The sequence below is a fragment of the Streptomyces sp. YGL11-2 genome (assembly GCF_050054615.1).
In the GTDB taxonomy this organism is placed as follows: Bacteria; Actinomycetota; Actinomycetes; order Streptomycetales; family Streptomycetaceae; genus Streptomyces.
Window position 1 is genome coordinate 19,626 of sequence record NZ_JBNHIN010000030.1, and the last position, 17,656, is coordinate 37,281.

At 74.1% G+C, this 17,656-nt stretch carries 15 protein-coding genes; 5 read left to right on the plus strand and 10 right to left on the minus strand.

Translation table 11 applies throughout. From position 1 onward, the window contains the following. Positions 1 to 422: 422 nt before the first annotated feature. Both ACO1BR_RS28625 and ACO1BR_RS28630 read right to left on the minus strand, forming a co-directional pair. Positions 423 to 1,589: a low temperature requirement protein A gene (locus ACO1BR_RS28625; RefSeq protein WP_426797986.1), complete on the minus strand. Its 1,167-nt coding sequence runs from the start codon at positions 1,587 to 1,589 to the stop codon at positions 423 to 425. 183 nt (positions 1,590 to 1,772) lie between these two features. Next, the gene (locus ACO1BR_RS28630; protein ID WP_426797987.1) at positions 1,773 to 2,804 is read right to left on the minus strand and encodes a methyltransferase; all 1,032 of its coding nucleotides are present in this window, start codon (positions 2,802 to 2,804) and stop codon (positions 1,773 to 1,775) included. Positions 2,805 to 3,027: 223 nt separating this feature from the next. Here ACO1BR_RS28630 and ACO1BR_RS28635 point away from each other — a divergent pair, with 223 nt between their 5' ends. Next, positions 3,028 to 4,299, plus strand: coding sequence for an amidohydrolase (locus ACO1BR_RS28635; RefSeq protein WP_426797988.1), 1,272 nt, complete (start codon positions 3,028 to 3,030; stop codon positions 4,297 to 4,299). A 190-nt stretch (positions 4,300 to 4,489) separates the two neighbouring features. Continuing rightward, positions 4,490 to 5,563, plus strand: coding sequence for a MerR family transcriptional regulator (locus tag ACO1BR_RS28640; RefSeq protein WP_426797989.1), 1,074 nt, complete (start codon positions 4,490 to 4,492; stop codon positions 5,561 to 5,563). 90 nt (positions 5,564 to 5,653) lie between these two features. Here the strand turns inward: ACO1BR_RS28640 and ACO1BR_RS28645 are convergent, their stop codons facing one another. From ACO1BR_RS28645 to ACO1BR_RS28655, 3 genes are all read right to left on the minus strand, one after another. After that, positions 5,654 to 6,907 carry an FAD-dependent oxidoreductase gene (locus ACO1BR_RS28645; RefSeq protein WP_426797990.1) on the minus strand — a complete coding sequence of 418 codons (1,254 nt, stop codon included), beginning with the start codon at positions 6,905 to 6,907 and terminating at the stop codon, positions 5,654 to 5,656. A 63-nt stretch (positions 6,908 to 6,970) separates the two neighbouring features. Continuing rightward, positions 6,971 to 7,984, minus strand: a complete 1,014-nt coding sequence (locus ACO1BR_RS28650; RefSeq protein WP_426797991.1) for a TSUP family transporter — start codon at positions 7,982 to 7,984, stop codon at positions 6,971 to 6,973. Positions 7,985 to 7,989: 5 nt separating this feature from the next. Further along, the gene (locus tag ACO1BR_RS28655; protein WP_426797992.1) at positions 7,990 to 8,811 is read right to left on the minus strand and encodes a GntR family transcriptional regulator; all 822 of its coding nucleotides are present in this window, start codon (positions 8,809 to 8,811) and stop codon (positions 7,990 to 7,992) included. Positions 8,812 to 9,008: 197 nt separating this feature from the next. Here ACO1BR_RS28655 and ACO1BR_RS28660 point away from each other — a divergent pair, with 197 nt between their 5' ends. Continuing rightward, complete coding sequence (locus ACO1BR_RS28660) at positions 9,009 to 10,445, plus strand: MBL fold metallo-hydrolase (protein ID WP_426797993.1); 1,437 nt, start codon at positions 9,009 to 9,011, stop codon at positions 10,443 to 10,445. Between the two features lie 110 nt (positions 10,446 to 10,555). Here ACO1BR_RS28660 and ACO1BR_RS28665 read toward each other — a convergent pair whose 3' ends face one another. Beyond that, entirely contained in the window at positions 10,556 to 12,010 is a 1,455-nt protein-coding gene (locus tag ACO1BR_RS28665; RefSeq protein ID WP_426797994.1) for an MFS transporter, read from the minus strand. A 379-nt stretch (positions 12,011 to 12,389) separates the two neighbouring features. Here ACO1BR_RS28665 and ACO1BR_RS28670 point away from each other — a divergent pair, with 379 nt between their 5' ends. Together ACO1BR_RS28670 and ACO1BR_RS28675 are read left to right on the plus strand one after the other, a co-directional pair. Then, positions 12,390 to 12,914 (plus strand): AMP-binding protein, encoded by a 525-nt coding sequence (locus ACO1BR_RS28670; protein ID WP_426797995.1) that lies wholly within the window; start codon positions 12,390 to 12,392, stop codon positions 12,912 to 12,914. 1,381 nt (positions 12,915 to 14,295) lie between these two features. Continuing rightward, on the plus strand, positions 14,296 to 14,583 hold the full coding sequence (locus ACO1BR_RS28675; protein ID WP_426798050.1) for a hypothetical protein: 288 nt from the start codon (positions 14,296 to 14,298) through the stop codon (positions 14,581 to 14,583). 39 nt (positions 14,584 to 14,622) lie between these two features. Here the strand turns inward: ACO1BR_RS28675 and mscL are convergent, their stop codons facing one another. The 4 genes from mscL to ACO1BR_RS28695 form a co-directional block, all read right to left on the minus strand. Continuing rightward, positions 14,623 to 15,144 carry a large conductance mechanosensitive channel protein MscL gene (gene mscL / locus ACO1BR_RS28680; protein WP_426797996.1) on the minus strand — a complete coding sequence of 174 codons (522 nt, stop codon included), beginning with the start codon at positions 15,142 to 15,144 and terminating at the stop codon, positions 14,623 to 14,625. Between the two features lie 450 nt (positions 15,145 to 15,594). Further along, the gene (locus tag ACO1BR_RS28685; RefSeq protein ID WP_426797997.1) at positions 15,595 to 15,888 is read right to left on the minus strand and encodes a hypothetical protein; all 294 of its coding nucleotides are present in this window, start codon (positions 15,886 to 15,888) and stop codon (positions 15,595 to 15,597) included. A 285-nt stretch (positions 15,889 to 16,173) separates the two neighbouring features. Beyond that, positions 16,174 to 17,007: an S-methyl-5'-thioadenosine phosphorylase gene (locus tag ACO1BR_RS28690; RefSeq protein WP_426797998.1), complete on the minus strand. Its 834-nt coding sequence runs from the start codon at positions 17,005 to 17,007 to the stop codon at positions 16,174 to 16,176. 146 nt (positions 17,008 to 17,153) lie between these two features. Next, a complete protein-coding gene (locus tag ACO1BR_RS28695; protein ID WP_426797999.1) occupies positions 17,154 to 17,501 on the minus strand; it encodes an FmdB family zinc ribbon protein in 348 nt (115 codons plus the stop codon). Positions 17,502 to 17,656: the final 155 nt, after the last annotated feature.

Below are 17,656 nucleotides of genomic sequence, written 5' to 3' on the forward strand. Positions count from 1 at the left end.
GAGCCGTCCAAGGAGCGGATCCGCGGGCAGCCCAGGTATAAAAAGGGCAATCTGCACCCTACCGCGTTCCCGTGGTGCCGCTTCCGCGGATCCAGGTGAACGGTAGAGGGCACGAGGATGCCGCCGTGAACCGGCGGGGCCTTTGGTGGGGGAATGGGGGGATTGGCGAGTGGTGTTGCCCACAGGCGCCCGCGGGGGCGGTGTCGCGGCGCTCTCCGAAGATGGCCGGAATGTGTGCCAAGTGCCGCTATTGCGCGACGAGTTGAGGATCGGGCGGACAGCCGTGTCGTGTTCGTCACGTGCCGTGCCCGTGCCCCGTGGCGGCGGGCGCCGCGTACGGCCGTTCGGCACGCGAAAGGGGGACGGCGCGACGGGCCGGTGCCCCTCGCGTCCGTGACCGGGATCGGCCGACCGGCGGTCGGCTACTCCTCCTCCAGGGCAGTGCCCTGTCGGGCCGTCAGGGTGACGCCCACCGCGACCGCGGCCGCCGCCACCCCACCCGCCGCCGGCACGGCCCCGTGCCCGGCGAACGTGCACGCCAGGACCAGCACGGCGGCCACCGGCAGCACCAGCTGCTGGGCCGGGCCGCGCTTCTGGTGCCGGGAGTGGATCAGCCACACCGTGGCCATGTACAGCGCGCCCGGCACGGTGACGCAGGCGGCCGCCGCGAACGCCGACAGGTGCGCCGTGCCGACCGACTCCTCCACCACGACCTCGATGCCCGCGCCGATCGCCGCGGCCGAGCCGTACACCAGGTAGTGGCCGTAGCCCCAGAGGAACGCCTGGCGGTTGGAGTGCAGGTGCAGGTGCAGGTGGATGGGGACCGCGAAGTAGATCCAGTACGCGGCGAAGACCAGCAGCAGACCGCCGGCCGCGATCGGCAGCAGCACGCCCGGCTCCCGGTGCGCGTCCAGCGCCGACTGCACCGCCACGGTCGCCGCCGAGACCGTCTCGCCCAGCACGATGATGGTGAACAGGCCGTAGCGCTCGGCGATGTGGTGCGGATGCCAGCTCGTCCGCCGGTCCCGTTCGGCCAGCGCCGGCACCGACAGCTCCAGCAGGCCCATCACCACGAACACCCAGGGGGCGTCGCCGGCGGGCAGGAACAGCAGGGCCAGCCAGCCGATCTGGCAGGCCGTCACACCTGCTGCGTAGCGCAGCGCGGTGCGCCGTTCGGTCCCCCGCGCGCCGTGCGCGGCGCGCAGCCACTGGGTGACCATGGCCAGCCGCATCACCAGGTAGCCGAACCAGACGGCGTGGAAGTCGCCGGCCGTGAAGGCGCGCGGGATGCCCGCGGCGAGGACCAGCACACCGGCGATCTGGACCAGGGTCACCACCCGGTACAGCACGTCGTCGGTGTCGTACGCCGACGAGAACCAGCTGAAGTTGACCCACGCCCACCAGACGGCGAAGAACAGCATCAGGTAGCCGACGATGCCGTGGCCGGGGTGCCCCTCGGCGAGGTCGTGCACCAGCTGCCGGCCGGCCTGGGCGATCGCCACGACGAAGCAGAGGTCGAAGAACAGCTCCAGCGGGGTGGCGGCGCGATGCGCCTCATCCCGGCTGCGCTCACGCATCAGGACCGTCACGTCAGGCCAGTACCTCTCGTCGGCGCCTCCAGTGGGGTGGGATCAGTACAGCGCGGGCCGGCGGGAGCGGCGGCGATACGGTGACGCGGCGTGTCGTGCGCATGGGGTGCCGCGCGGGCCTGCCGCGCCACACCCCGCGTCGCTCCATGGCCGCCGCCGCGTCACCGTGCGGCGGCCGCCCCGCTACTCCGCGACCGCCTCCACGATGGAGGGGAACGCCGGCGTCGGCAGCACCCGGGTCAGGCGGAAGCCGCTGTCCGACAGCAGCGAGGCGAAGTCGTCGGCGTTGCGCTCCTTGCCGTCCAGGAGCGCCAGCGTCACGACGTCCATCGTCTTGCCGAAGTGCGGGGCGTTGCCGGGCGGCAGCACGCAGTCGACGACCAGGAGGCGGCGGCCGGCGGCCGCCGCGGCGCGGCAGCTGCGCAGGATGCGGCGGCAGGCGCCGTCCGGCCAGTCGTGCAGGACGTGCTTGAGGACGTAGAGGTCGCCGCCCTCGGGGACCGCCGTGAAGAAGTCGCCCTCCCGGGTCTGCCAGCGGCCCTTGAGGTCGTCGCAGTCCAGCAGGTGGTGCGCCAGCGGCGGCGCCTGGTCGAAGAGGACGCCGGTCAGCTGCGGATGGCGGCGCAGCACGGCCCGCAGCAGCCCGCCGCGGCCCCCGCCGACGTCGACGACGGTCCCGGTCTCGGGGAACGGGTACGCGGCGGCCACCGCCTCGTCCACCGGGGCGGCCAGCGCCGCCATGCCGTCGTCGAACAGCTCCCGCTTGGCCGGATCCGACGCCAGATGCGTGAAGAGCGGCGCGCCGAAGACCCGCTCGAAGGCCGCGCCCCCGTCCCGTACCGCCTCGGGCAGCCCGGCCGAGGTGCGCAGGTAGAGGTCGTCGGTGGTGAGCAGCACGGCGGTGTGCAGGGAGTCGGGGACGTCGGTGCGCAGCGGTCTGGCGGCCGGCGTGAGCTGGTAGGCGCCCGAGGCGTCCTCGCGGAAGATGCCGCGGGCGGCGAGGTAGCGCAGCACGCGGCGCAGGTGCGGGGCGTGGGTGTCGGTGGCGGCGGCGAGCTGTTCGGGGGTGCGCGGGCCCGCGGCGAGGTGGTCGGCGATGCGGTACTGGGCGGCGGTGCGCAGCGCTGCGGAGAGGAGATGCCCCATGGCCTGGTCCATGAGGTGGGTCGCGATGTCGGCGGGTTCGCCCGCCGGCTGGGTCGGTGGAATGGCCAACGTCAGCCTCCGGTCGTCGGCTCGGCCATGCGTCGCTGCACGGTCGCAGGCGTGGTGATCCACGGTTGCAGGCGGGGGCGGTGGTGTCACGGGGCGAGGGGTGGCAATCCGCCAACTCCGGTCGGCCGAGGGCGGATCCGGCCAGGCGCCCGCCGGGACGCGGACGTGCCGCGGAGCGAGACGGGGGCTGACCGCGGCGGCGGCCCGTGGTCGAATGCGCGGTATGAGCGACAGTGACAGCAGCGACAACAGTGGCCCGTCCTTTCCCGCCTCCGTCCTGGAACCGCTCGAAGCCCGCCTCGCGGACCTCGTGGCGCTCTACGAAGACCTCCACCGGCACCCGGAACTCGGCTTCCACGAGACCCGTACGGCCGCGGAGGCCGCCCGCCGGCTGACCGCGTACGGCTACGACGTCACGACCGGCATCGGCGTCACCGGCGTCGCCGGCGTGCTGCGCAACGGGCCGGGCCCGGTGGTCCTGCTGCGGGCCGACATGGACGCGCTGCCGGTGGCCGAGCAGTCCGGGCTGCCGTACGCCTCCACGGTCCCGGGCCGGATGCACGCCTGCGGGCACGACGTCCATGTGACCTGCCTGCTGGGCGCCGCGGATCTGCTCGCGGCGGGCCGCGACCGCTGGTCGGGCACCCTGGTGGTCGTCTTCCAGCCCGCCGAGGAGGTCGGCAGCGGCGCCCGCGCGATGCTGGACGACGGCCTCTACAGCAAGGAGCTGGTGCCCAAGCCCGACGTGGTGCTGGCGCAGCATGTCGCCCCGTTCGCCGCGGGGTTGATCGCTTACTGCCCGGGGGCCTGCATGGCCGCGGCCGACAGCCTGGAGATCACCTTCCACGGCACCGGCGGCCACGGCTCGCGGCCGGAGACGACCGTCGACCCGATCCTCATGGCGGCGGCGTTCGTGCAGCGGGTGCAGTCGGTGGTGGCGCGGGAGATCGCGGCCAAGGAGCAGGCGGTGGTCACCGTCGGCTCGTTCCACGCCGGGGACACCGCCAACGTGATCCCGGACCGGGCCGTCGTACGGCTCAGCGTGCGCAGCTTCGACGAGGCGGTGCGGTCCGCGGTGCTGGCCGCGATCGACCGGATCGCGCGCGCCGAGGCGGCGGCGTCCGGCGCCGGGCGGGAGCCGGAGACGGTGGTGCTGGACTCCTTCCCGGTGACCGTCAACGACGCCGTCACGCTCCGGAAGGTCAACGAGGGCTTCGCCGAACTCTTCGGCGAGCAGCGGGTGTTCGCGTACGCGCCGGCGACCGGCAGCGAGGACGCGGGACTGCTGGCGACCGCCGCCGAGGCGCCGCTGTACTACTGGTGGCTGGGCGGCTGGAACCCGGAGGAGTTCCACACCGCACTGGCGGCCGGGCGGCTCTCCCGGGACATCCCCTCCAACCACTCACCGCACTTCGTCCCGGTCGTGCAGCCCACGCTCACCATGGGCGTCCAGGCGCTGACGGCCGCGGCGCTGAACCAACTGGAACGTCCCTAGGAGGTCCTCCACGGGCCGGCACGGGGCCCGGTCCGCGGTGTCACCGATACCGGGGTGTCCCCCTTTGACCTTGTCCCTGGGGGAAGCCCCAGCATCGGTGGCGCCGGGCGAGGAGCCCGGTACGAGGAACCACCAGGAACACGGACGGTCCCGGCGAGCCGCGGCGGCCGGGCCCGCGGACGGGGGGCGCATGGACGGGGAGCTGCTGACGATCGGGGCGTTCGCACGGGCGTCCCGGCTCTCGCCGAAGGCGCTGCGCCTCTACGACGAGCTGGGACTGCTGCCCCCCGTCCACGTCGACCCGCACAGCGGCTACCGCCACTACGCCCCGGCCCAGCTGGAGCGCGCGCGGCTGGTCGCCTGGCTGCGCCGGCTCGGCATGCCGCTGGCCCGCATCCGCGAGGTGTGCGAGCTGGCACCGGGCGCGGCGGCCCTCGCGGTCGCCGCGTACTGGGCGCAGGTCGAGGCCGATGTCGCCGCCCGCCGGGACCTGGCCGCCTTCCTCGTCGACCAGCTGGAGAGGGAGAACACCGCCATGACCGCACCCGAGACCCCTTCGGCGCCGCTGACGATGCGCGTCGCCGCCCTGACCGACCGGGGGCTGGTCCGCCCCGCCAACCAGGACGCGGCGTACGCCGGTTCGCGCCTGCTGGCGGTCGCCGACGGCTACGGCCCCCGCGGCGGCCCGGCCGCCACCGCCGCCGTCGAGGCGCTGAAGGCCCTGGAGGACCAGGACCTGACCTCGGCCGACCTGACGGCCGTGCTGGAGGAGGCGGCCCGTCGCGCCCACCGCGCCGCCCCGCCGGCCGCCGAGGAGTCCGGCAGCACCCTCACCGCCCTGCTGCGCTCCGGTTCGCGGCTGGGGCTGCTGCACATCGGCGACTCCCGCGCCTACGTGCTGCGGGACTCCGGGCTCTTCTGCGTCACCCACGACCACAGCGTGGTCCAGTCCCTGATCGACGAGGGCCGGCTGACCCCCGAGGAGGCCGCCTCGCATCCGCAACGCGCCCTGCTGCTGCGGTCGTTGGACGCTGGTGTCGACTTCGCCCCGGACCTCCAGCTCCTGGAGGCGCACCCCGGCGAGCGCTATCTGCTGTGCACCGACGGCCTGGCCGGCGTCGTACCCACCGAGACGATCCAGGAGGTGCTGGCCGGCGCGGCCACCCCGCAGCAGGCGGTGGCGGAACTGGTCCGCCACGCCCATGAGGCGGGCGCCCCGGACAACGTGGGGTGCGTGGTGGGGGAGGTGGCGGCGGCCGCCTGACGGACGGCGGTGGCAAAGGGCCCGCACCCGGTTACGGGTGCGGGCTCTGCCGCGCGGGGGCCGGCGCCGGTGCGCGGCCGCCCTTCTCGCCTAGGCCCGGCCCTTCAGCATCCCCTGGAAATAGAGCTGGGGCAGGCCGTAGCGCTTGAGGAACCACATGTCGGTGCGTTCGCGGGTGGTGTCGAGGAACGGGAACGACGGCGCGGGGCGCAGGTCGTAGTCGAACTCGGCCAGCAGCATCTTGTGGCGGGCGGTGACGAGCGGACAGGACGTGTACCCGTCGTACCGGGCGGTGGCGGGGCGCCCGCGCAGGCCCGCCAGGAGATTGCCGACCAGCACCGGGGCCTGCTTGCGGATGGCGGCACCGGTCTTGGAGGTGGGCAGGTTGGCGACGTCGCCCAGGACGAACACCTCCGGGAAGTCGGGGTGCTGGAGGGTCTGCGGGTCGGCCTTGACATACCCGTAGGGGGACGCGGGGTCGGCCAGCGGGCCGTCGGCCAGCCACCGGGGGGCGCGCTGCGGCGGGACGGCGTGCAGCAGGTCGTAGCGGATCGTCTCGGCCGTACCGGCGGCGTGATCGGTGAGTTCCGCCTCGCGCGCCGCGCCGTCCAGGCGGGTCAGCTCGGTCTGCAGCCGCACCTCGATGCCGTAGCGGCGCGCGGTCTGCTCCAGCGCGCGGGCGAAGACCGGCACCTTGAAGAGGGAGGACTCCGGCAGCGCGAGGACCGGGCGGATCGCGCCCAGCACACCGCGCTTGCGCCAGTAGTCCGCCGCCAGATACGCGATCTTCTGCGGGGCGCCACCGCACTTGACCGGACCCGACGGCATCGTGAACACCGCCGTGCCGCGCCGCATCCGGCGGATCAACTCCCAGGTGTACGGGGCGAGATCGGAACGGTAGTTACTGCTCACCCCGTCGTGCCCGGCGGCCGCGGCCAGGCCCGGCACGCCGTCCCAGTCGAGGCTCAGGCCCGGCGCGAGGACCAGCCGCCCGTAGGACAGGACCCGGCCGGTGGCGGTGGTGACCGTACGGGCCGCCGGATCGACGGCGGTGGCGCGCTCGCGCAGCCAGCGCACGCCGGGCGGGATGACCTCCGCCTCGGTGCGCAGCGCGGCGCGCAGCGGTGCCTGGCCGCCGCCGACCAGGGTCCACAGCGGCTGGTACCAGTGCGTGTCGGAGGGCTCCAGCAGCGCGATGTCGCGGAGGCCGGCGCGGCGTAAACGGGCGGCGACCGTGATGCCCGCGGTACCGCCGCCGATGATCAGGATCTGGTGGTGGGCGGAGGCCGTCGTTCCGGCCGCGGGGGCGGCGGACGGGGCCGGTTCGGCTGCGGGGTGGGTCATGGCTCTCTCCTGCGGGCTTATAGGGGATGGGGGTTGGGGGTGATGAGGGATGGGGGATCGGGGTCAGAGGTCGGGCACGGTGGTGGCCGCCATCGTCACGGCGAGGACGGCGACGAGCGCGGCGAAGGCCGTGGTCAGGGTCTGCGCGGGGAGGCGGGCGGCGAGGCGGTTGCCGAGGTGGCTGCCGGCCGCGGCGCAGGCCGCGAGGGCGGCCAGCAGGGGCCAGTCCAGCGAGCCGGCACCGGCCCGAGTGGCCAGCGCGGCCGCCGAGTTGATGAGGATCACCAGCAGCGAGGTGCCGATGGCAACCGGCATCTCCAGCCCGAGGACGAGGGTCAGGGCCGGTACGACGACGAAGCCGCCGCCCACCCCGAAGAATCCGGTGAGCAGCCCCACGGAGGACGCGGTCACGGCAGTTCGGAGGGGACGCGCGGTGGCGTGGGGGGCGGGCGTGCCGGGCGCGACGGGCGTTACGGGGGCGGTGGGCGCGACGCGGGCATCGGCGGCCGGTGCGGGAACGGTGCCGGGCGCCCCGGGGGAGCGGCGGGAGCGGTGGGACCGGTGCCATAAGGGCACGGCCCCCGACCGATGCCCCGCCTCCCGTACGCCCTGCGCCATGCGGGCTCCCCGGGGCCGACTCATCTCCTGGGTCTCCTGGGTCTCCCGGGTCTCCCCGGCCTCCCGCGGGCCCCCTGATCCCCGCGCCCCACGAACACCCCGGAGCAGCATCCCTGCCGCCACCACCAGCATCAGCCCGGAGAACGCCGCCATCAGGACCTTGGGGTCCAGCGCCGCGCTCCACCGCGAGCCGGCGTAACTGCCCGCCGTCCCCAGCGCGCCGAACGTCGCGCCGGCCGCCCAGCGGACCCGGCCCGCGCGGGCGTGGCACACCAGGCCGGTGACGGCGCCGACCGCGACCACCACCAGGGCGCCCGCGGTGGCCTCATGGGGCGACTGGCCCAGCAGATAGACCAGGGCGGGCACGGCCAGCACCGAACCGCCGCCGCCCAGCGCACCCAGCAGCAGACCGATCAGCAGGCCGCAGGGCAGCGCCGTGACGGCTATGACGACGGACACGGCGGCTACGCGGACGGACACGCCGCGCGCGGCGCCAGCGCGACGGCCCGGCTGTCGCCCGACCACTCGGCGACGAACGTGAAGCGGTCACCCCGCACCACCGTCTCCCGCCACTCCACCGGCCGCTCCCCGGCCCGCCCGACGCGCTCGATGGCGAACGCCGGCTCGCGGTCGGCCAGTCCGAGCAGCCACGCCTGCCGGATGTCCGGCAGGAACGGGGCGATCCGCTCCCGCCCCCCGTCGACCTTCACCCCGCAGCGCGCCGACAACTCCCCGTAGAGGGAGGTGTGCCCGAAGTCGGCGTCCAGCAGGGGCTCGGCGACCTCGGCGGGCAGATACGTGGTGTCGTGGGCCAGGGGGTCGCCGTCCGCGAGCCGCAGCCGCTCCAGTACGACCAGGGGCGCGTCGGGGACCAGCCCCAGATGGCCGGCGACCGTACCGTCCGCGGTCCGCTCCAGCCGCAGCACCTCGCTGCGCTGCTCCACGCCCTGGCCCTCCAACTCGCGGAAGAGGCTGTAGAGGGAGCCGAGCGGCTGCTGTATGCGGCGGGTGTCCAGACGGCTGGCGCGCCCGCGCTCGGCGATCACCAGGCCGTCGGCGCGCAGCCTGCGCAGCGCCTCGCGGACGGTGTGCCGACTGACCTCGTACTCGCCCGTCAGCCGGTGCTCGGCCGGGAACTCCTCGGTGAACGCGCCGACTTCCATCCGGCGGCGCAGATCGGCGAAGAGCTGCGCCCAGAGGGGCAGCGGCGAGCGCCGGTCCAGAGGGCGCGGGCCGTGCGGGTCAGGTCGGCCGTGCGCGCCCGGCTGCTCGGGCTCGGTCGTCATGTCGGTTCCTTTGCCAGGGGGTTGCGGGACGGCCCGGCTTGTCGCCCACCATCCGGACGCGGAAGGGCTCGGCTTGTCGCCCGCCGTCCGGATACTTAATGTACGTACATCCGTGCATCCGCACAACGCGTCGGCCTGCACGGTGCATTCATCCGCCACCCACCGCCCACGGGCACCGCGCCCCCAGGAGGCCGACCGTGCACTTCGCGCAGTACTACCTCGACTGCCTGTCCCAGGCGTCGTATCTGATCGGCGATCAGAACACCGGCCGCGCGGTACTCGTCGACCCACGCCGCGACATCGACGAATACCTCGCCGACGCCGACGCGGCCGGCCTGCGCATCGAACTCGTCGTCGAGACGCACATCCACGCCGACTTCCTCTCCGGTCACCTGGAGGTGGCGCGGGCGACCGGCGCCGACATCGCCTTCGGCGAAGCCGCCGAAACCGGCTTCCCCATAAGGCGGTTACGCGACGGCGAACGCATCTTCCTCGGCACCGGACCTGGTTCCGGGGACGCCTCGGAGGAAGGTGCCGCGGACGGCTTCGCGGACGGCTCCGGGGTCACCCTGACCGTCCTCACCACCCCCGGGCACACCCCCGAGTCCATCTGCCTGGTCGTCCGGGAAAACCCCGAAGACGCCGTACCGTTCGGCGTCCTGACCGGCGACACCCTCTTCGTCGGCGACGTCGGCCGCCCCGACCTGCTCTCCACCGCCGGCCACTCCCCGCACGACATGGCCGTACGGCTCCACCACTCCCTGCACACCAAACTGCTGACCCTCCCGGACGCCACCCGGATCTTCCCCGCCCACGGCGCCGGTTCGGCCTGCGGACGCAGCCTGTCCACCGAGACCAGCTCCACCATCGGCGACCAGCGCCGCCTCAACTACGCCCTCCAGCCCATGCCGCAGGCCGAGTTCGTCCGCCTGGTCACCGCCGAACAGCCCGCCACACCCGGCTACTTCGCCCACGACGCGGCCCTCAACCGCGACGGCCACCCCCTGCGGGAACCCGCACCCCCGGCCGCCCTCACCCTGGACGAGGCCCTCGCCGCCCGCGACGACCACGGCGCCGTCCTCCTCGACTGCCGCCCGCCCGCCGCCTACACCCGCGCCCACCTCGCCGGCTCGCTGCACACCGGCCTGGACACCCGGTTCGCGGAGTACGCCGGCAGCGTCGTCGCCCCCGGCACCCCCATCGTGCTGCTCGCCGACCCCGGCACCGAGGACGAAGCCCGCCTCCGCCTCGCCCGGATCGGCTACGACCGCGTCCTCGGCCACCTCCCCGACCCGGCACGGGTACTGGCGGACGCGCCACAGCTCACCCGCCGCAGCCACCGCGTACGGATCGACGAACTCCTCGGGCGACTGCCCCTGGACCCCGCGGACGGCGGCCAGTTGATCGACGTCCGTAACCCGGCCGAATACGCCGCGGGCGCGCTGCCCGGCGCCCGCAACATCCCGCTCGCGGCGCTCCCCGACCGCATCGACGAACTCGACCCGGACCGCCCGGTCGTCCTCTACTGCCGCAGCGGAAACCGGTCGGTGATCGCGGCGGCCCTGCTGGAGGCCCGGGGCTTCGACGAGGTGAGCGACGTGGCGGGGGGATGCGGGGTGGTGGGGGCTGGGTGACGGGGTGTTGGGGTGATGCGGCGACGGGGTGATGCGGCGACGGGCGGGACCGGGAGAGGGCCCGGGGGCGGGGCCGGGACGTGTTCCGGGTGGCGGCCGGCCAGGTCCCGTCACCGCTTCGTCCGCCCCGCCGGCGCCACCGCTACCGCCGCGACCACACACGCCGCGACCACACACGCCGCCGCCGGCACGACGGGCGACGGGAGGGCGGACGAGGCGAGGGCGGGCGACGCGGGGGCGGGCGATGCGGGGGCGGGCGACGGCAGCGCGCCGCCGACCGCTGCCCCCGTCACCCCTGCTGTCCCCGTCACCCCTGCCGTCCACCCGGCTGTCCCCATGAGGGACAGCCCCAGTCCCGCCGTCACCGTCAGCACGGCCTTGGTGACCCCCGACGCCTCGCCCGCGCGCTCCCGGCGCACCACCGCCTGAGTGCCCGTCAGAGCCAGTGCGCCCGCCACGCCCAGCGCCGCCGCGGCCCCCGTCGAGGCCGCCAGCAGCGCGGGCGTACCCGTGACGGACCCGACGGCCCACAACGCGCCCCCGGAGACGGCCAGGCACAGCGCCATCACCGGCACGGCCGCCCCGGGACGCACCCGCCCGGCCAGCGGGCCCCCGACGGCCAGCGCCGCGGCCGGCGCCAGAAACGCCGCCCCGGCGGCCGGCACGGACCACCCGTGCCCCTGCTGGAGCGCCGTCGGAACCACGTACAGCAGTGCCACCGTCGCCGAGTTGGCGACCGCACCGGCCGCCGTCAGCGCCACGTACGGGCGGTTGCGGAACAGCCCGAGGTCCACCAGAGGCGCCGGGGCGCGCCGCTCGGCCCGTACGAACAGCGCGCCCAGCAGCAGCGCCCCGCCCACCCGGCCCCACCCCGCCCCGTGCTCCGGCAACCCGGCCAGGCACACCAGGGCGCCGGTCGCGGTGACCGCGCCGGCGACGTCCAGCGGCCGGCCCGCGGCAGCCGCGTCCCGCGACTCGGTCGCCCGGCGGGCGCACAGCGCGGTGGCCGCGGCGAGCGGCACCGTCAGCCAGAAAACGGCGCGCCAGGACGCGGCCCCGGCCAGCGCGCCCCCGACGAACGGGCCGCAGACGGTGCCCAGACCGGCGAGCCCCAGCGCCCGCCCGGTCGCCCGCCGCCCGCCCCCCGACGGGCAGGCGTTGGTGAGCAGCGCCAGTCCGGCGGGCATGATCAGTGCCCCGCCCGCACCCTGCACCACCCGCGCCGCCACCAGGAACGCCATCGAGGGCGCCACCGCGCAGAGACCGGCGCTCACACCGAAGAGCACCGCTCCCAGTACCAGCATCCGCCGCCGCCCGTAGAGGTCGGCGAGCCGCCCCGCGACCGGCATCAGCGCCCCGGCGGCCAGCAGATAGCCGCTGACCACCCACGTCGCCATGCCCCCGCCCCCACCCCCGCCCCCGGGACCTCCCAGGTCGGCACGGAGCACCGGCAGCACCAGATTCAGTGCGAAGGAGTCCAACTGGACGCAGAAGGAACCGGTCGCCAAGGCCGCGAGCGCCCAACGGGCCCGCGGTGGCAGGCCGTTGTCCGGAAGTACGGGCACGGGGTCCGCCTTTCACACGTACGGAAGCACGAGGAGGAAGGAACGCGCGAAGGGATGCGAAACGCGCGAAGGGATGCGAAATGCGTGAAGGAATGCGAGACGAGGGGGATGAAGTGCACCGGAGAGGGGCAGGAAGAGGCGGGAGGTCCTCAGGGACCCACCCGCGGCGCCGGTCAGCCGGCGCACGCTGCCGCGGGGCGCGAGTAAGGAAACGGGCGAAGGGGCGGCGCGAAAACGGGCCGGCGAAGGCGCGAAGGAGCGGCGTCAGCCGACGTCGATACGTCGCGCAGCCGCGGCGGCGCCCGGACACGCCACCGTACAGCGGACGTTCAGCGATCGTTGATCGCTGTTCTCCATGCTGATCAGCATGTTGCGCCGTGTGACCTCAGAGCATGCAGATGACGCCCCGGAAGTGCAAGACCGGGACGCGTCGCGGATCGCCCTCACCTGGAACGGGGAGCCGGGCCGCCTGGAGGAGCTGACACACGGCATGCTCCTGGACCAGGCCGAACGGGCGGCAGCCGCGCTCGCCCGACTCGGCATACGCGCCGGCGACAAGGTCGCCGTGCATCTGCCGCTGGTGCCCGAGTCGGTGATCGCCACCCTCGCCTGCGGTCGACTGGACGCGATACGGACCACACTTCCGGTCTCGCTCACGGTGCCCGAACTGGTCGCGCGCACCCGGGAGTCGGACGCACGGGTGCTCATCACCGCCGACGCCGCGTTCTGGGACGGCGCGGTACGCCCGGTGAAGGCGGTGTTGGACCACGCGCTGGCACGGGGCACGGCCACGGTTGCGAACCGGCAGCGGCGGACCGTGCTGGTGGTGAACCGCTGCTCGCGGCCGGTGTCCTGGCAGCCGGGGCGCGACAAGTGGTGGCACGAGGCACTCGCCGAAGGCTGAGCCGCCGCAGGCCACCCCCCACGCCCCTGCCCACACTCCTCACCCCTCACTCCGCACCTCCTCACCCCTCACTCCGTGCTCCGCACCCTCACTCCCCTAACTCGCAAAAGGGGCTATTCGCATCAAACTCACCTAACGTGGGACCCGTGCCACAGCCAACCGACGACGCCCCGCCGGCACCCCCTGCCCCGGCCCAACCGGCAGCGGAAATACCACCGCAAACCCGGTCGGCCACCCGCGCACCCCTCGTCGCCACGGCCCTCGCACCCCCGCTGACCGCCGCTTCCTCCCCGGGCAGCTCCCCACCGCACAACGCCGGCGCCCCACCGCCCCCCAACGCCGAGACCTCCGCGGCCACCGCGCCCCGCGCCGCCGCCTCCTTCGTCTCGACGGTTGCTCATTTCTTCCCCTTCCCCTTCCTGTTCCTCGTCTCCGGCGGCGCCTACGCCTTGCGCCCCTCCGCCGCCGGCTTCGGCCGCACGATCCGGTACCGCTGCGGCGCCCGGCCGGTGCCCTCGCCCTGGCTGCCCGCGGCTCTTTGCGACGCGGTCGGCGCCCTCTGCTCTCCGGGGAGGGCCCCCGCAAGGCCCCCACCAACCCACCCCGGACGGCCTCCGCGACTCGCCTGGGCTCCCTGGCGTGCCACGGCTCCCGGGCCACCGTGGGTTTCCCCGCCTTGTCGGGTTGCCGGGCCTTCCTCGGTCTCCTCGGCCGGATGAAGCTCCACGGCCTCGTGCTCGCGGCCGTGACCTCCTCCCTTGTGGTCCAGGCCCTGCCGTGTTCCAGGCCCCGCCCGTGGTCCAAGCACTGCCGGTGGTCCAGGCCCGCCCATGGTCCAAGCCCTGTGGTCCCTCACGCCAAGGACGGCAGCCGACTCGCCACGGAGTTCGCCCCCGGGGGCCCGCCCCCGCCCCTCCCACCCCCCAGGAGCCGTTCACCCCGCCCCCGCCCCCGCCCACCAGAAAGCCCGAGCCCCATGTCCGACCGCCCAGGCGATCACCATCGCTCGCACCACCCCCATCCCCTCCCCGGCACCGACCGCAGCCGCCCCGTCAGCCGGAACCGTGCCGAGCACGGGCCCCCGACCCGTCCGCACAATGTCAATCGCCCGCACCCGATACCCACCCACGACAGGGGCGTCTAGGCGGCTCCGAGGGCGCGGAGGGCACCGAAGCCCACCACCGTGGTCCGTACGGACCACCGGCGGATCCTGCTCCTCCCACGGCGGATGCCGCTCCCCCATGGCGGACCCCGCTCCCTGCACAGCGGACCCGCTCCTCTCCCCGCAGGGGACTTCACTCCCCGCACGGCGGCTCCCGCCCCCCCGCGGCCGCTCGGTCCTCCATGTTCTCCTCGCCCGTACCCTGAGGGGGTGAGCACCATGCCCGAACCCGAAACGGCTTCCCCGGACGGAGCGCCCGAGAGCCAGGCCGAGAGCCAGGCCAAGAGCCAGGCCGAGACCCAGGCCGAGGCCCCTACGCCGGCTTCCGCGAGCGCGCCCGGGGTGCGTCCGGCGCCGCGGGGTGCGGCAGCTCTGATCTTCGACGATCCGCTGAGCCGGCAGTCCTCGGACGACACCGACCGCGGCTGGGGGGAGCGCCCCGCGTCCAGGGACAGCGCGGCCGATCTCGCCCGCTTCCTCGACGAAAAGCCGCCCCATCACCTCTGAGCGAGGCGACGGGGCGGCGTGTGCCGGTCGTAGCGCCCGCTAGTGCTGCGTCTTCTGGCTGATGATGGTGCCCGCCGCCGAGGCCGCGCCCGGTGCTGTGGAGGTGCCGTTGCGCTGGGCGACCAGGGCGTCGCGGATCTCGGTGAGCAGTTCGATCTCGGTGGGGGCCGCCGGGGTGCCGTCGACCGGCTTCTTGGCGTCCTGGCGGGCCTTCCACCGGTTCATCGGAAGGATCATGAGGAAGTAGACGACCGCCGCGGTGATCAGGAACGTGAGCGCCGCGCTGAGCACCGAGCCCCACAGGATGTAGATGCCGTCGGTGAACTGGCCGGTCTTCTTGTCCACGCTGCAGGTGGTCAGGCACGCCTGGTAGTTGTCGAGGTTCTTGGAGCCGAGCGCGCCCACGATCGGGTTGATGACGCCCTTGACCACCGAGGTGACGATGCTTGTGAACGCCGCACCGACCACGACCGCCACCGCGAGTTCGATGACGTTGCCTCGCATCAGGAATTCCCTGAATCCCTGGAGGACGCCCTTGTTCTCGCCCTTTTTCTCGCTCACCTGACAGCCTCTTTCCACGCTTGCTCGGGACGGTGCACCGACGATCGGCACCGCAACTTACGGCAGGGCGGGGCAGGGATGTCCAACCGCGCAACACGAACCGGCGATCGACCGGCGCGTCAGTGCGGATCCGGGCGATACGGCCGCGGTTCGTGCGGGGACGGGCCGTGGGACGGTGCGCCGTAGGGGGTGGATGAGCCCGCGGTGGGGTTCGTCGTGCGGCGTCCGGAACGGCCGTCCCGGGGGCGATGGCAGCCGCCGTCGCGTCGGTCGTCGGTTCGGCGATCGCGACGGCGAGGGGGTCGGCGGTGCCGACAGCGGCGTCGGTATCGGTGGTGCGGACGCGCTCTCGTAAGAGGTGCGCGGGTGCCCCGCCACTCGGAGAAGTTTTCCGTGCGTCGGGCGGGGACGCCACTCGATCTTTGGGCGGAACCGGTGCGACGGACATGATCACCGACCTCCGGCGGGTGCCGGCGCCGCGGGGCAGGCGGGCGCGGGGGCGGCTCGTACGGGCCCGTTCGATACGCCGGTGGCCAGTGCTGCCGCGGTGATCGCGAGGGCGGCGGTGAGCAGGCGCCGGCGGTGGGCCCGCTGCCAGCGGTTGCGGGCGCCGGCCACCCGTACCGGCGGGAAGTGCGGCACTTCACATCGCGGGGGAGTGGGGAGCGGGGGAGCCGGGAGGAGCGGAGGGGTGGCTGCCGGATCGAGGGTGGGGACATGTGGGTCGGGGGACGGACGGGGCATGGTGATCACCGCCTGCGGTGGGGAATCGGCTTCCCGGACCCGCCGTTCGGGCCCGGTGAACATCACCGTGCCGCATTCCGCCGCCGCCCGCTCCGGGCTGTGGACAGCCCCAGGATGGTGGACAACTCCGTCACCCGCCCACCGGGCTGCCCCCGGCTAATCGGCTGCCTCCGCCCTCCTTCCACCGGGCTGCCCCCGTCACCCGGCCGACCAGTCACGCGGGCGGGGCCGGGGCCGGAGCCCCGGCTTCCCCGGGCGCCTCCCGGCCCCCGGCATCCTCCGCCGCTACGGCAGCTCGATGCCCAGGTCCCAGCCCTGGTGGGCGTCGGTGCACGGGCAGTCGCGAGCGGTGTTCTCGGGGAGGGCGGCGACCGTGTCGAAGAGGACTTCGCGGAGCCGGCCGATGTTCTGGCCGAAGACCTTGAGAACTTCCTCGTGGGAGACGCCGTCGCCGGTCTCGGTGCCCGCGTCCAGGTCGGTGACCAGCGTCAACGAGGTGTAGCAGAGGCTCATTTCGCGGGCCAGGACGGCTTCGGGATGGCCGGTCATGCCGACCACCGACCAGCCCTGGGCGGCGTGCCAGCGCGACTCGGCGCGGGTGGAGAAGCGGGGGCCCTCGATGACGACGAGGGTGCCGCCGTCGACGGGTTCCCAGTCGCGGCCGCGGGCGGCGGTCAGGGCGGCTTGGCGGCCGGTGGGGCAGTACGGGTCGGCGAAGGTGAGGTGCACGACGTTGGGGACGCTGCCGTCGGGGAGCGGTTCGCCGTCGAAGTACGTCTGGACGCGGCCCTTGGTGCGGTCGACGAGCTGGTCGGGGACCAGGAGGGTCCCGGGCCCGTATTCGGGGCGCAGGCCGCCGACGGCGCACGGGCCGAGGACCTGCCGTACGCCGAGGGAGCGCAGCGCCCACATGTTGGCGCGGTAGTTGATGCGGTGCGGCGGGAGGTGGTGCCCGCGGCCGTGCCGGGGCAGGAAGGCGACGGAGCGGCCGGCGATCTCACCCAGGAACAGGGAGTCGCTCGGCGGCCCGTAGGGGGTGTCCACCGTGATCTCGGTCACGTCGTCGAGGAATGAGTAGAACCCCGACCCGCCGATTACGCCAATCTCCGCGTCAGCCATGCCGGTCACACTATCGGGCGTCGTCGGACGCGGTGCCGGGCCGGGGGCGGACCGCGGGAACGCCGGGACGCCCGCCCGGCGCCCCGAACGCAGCGGACCCCGTCGGCCCCCTCTGGCGGGGGTGGCGGGGTCCGGAGAAGCGGAGGTCAGGCGGCGGAGCTGGTGCTTGCCGAGCCCGAGGTGCCGGCGGTCGCCGCGGCCGACGGCTTGCTGTCCGAGGAACCGCTCGACGAGGAGTTGCTCGACGAGGAGTCGGACGACGACGCCGAGCCGGTCGACGAGGAGGAGCTCTTCGCGGGGCTGCTGCTGGACGACGAGCCGCGGCTGTCGTTGCGGTAGAAGCCCGAGCCCTTGAAGACGATGCCGACCGCGGAGAACACCTTCTTGAGGCGTCCGTTGCAGCTGGGGCACTCGGTGAGCGCGTCGTCGGTGAACTTCTGCACGGCCTCAAGGCCCTCGCCGCACGCGGTGCACTGGTACTGGTAGGTCGGCACTTGACTTCCTCCTGGCACTCTCACTCATTGAGTGCTAACGACGCTCCATATTGCAGTATTCCCGCGGATCAGTCCACCGTGACCGGCATACGGTGACCGACCCCACGTCCGGCTCCCGTCCGGCGCGGTGGCCGGTTCCGGGCCCGGAACCGCAC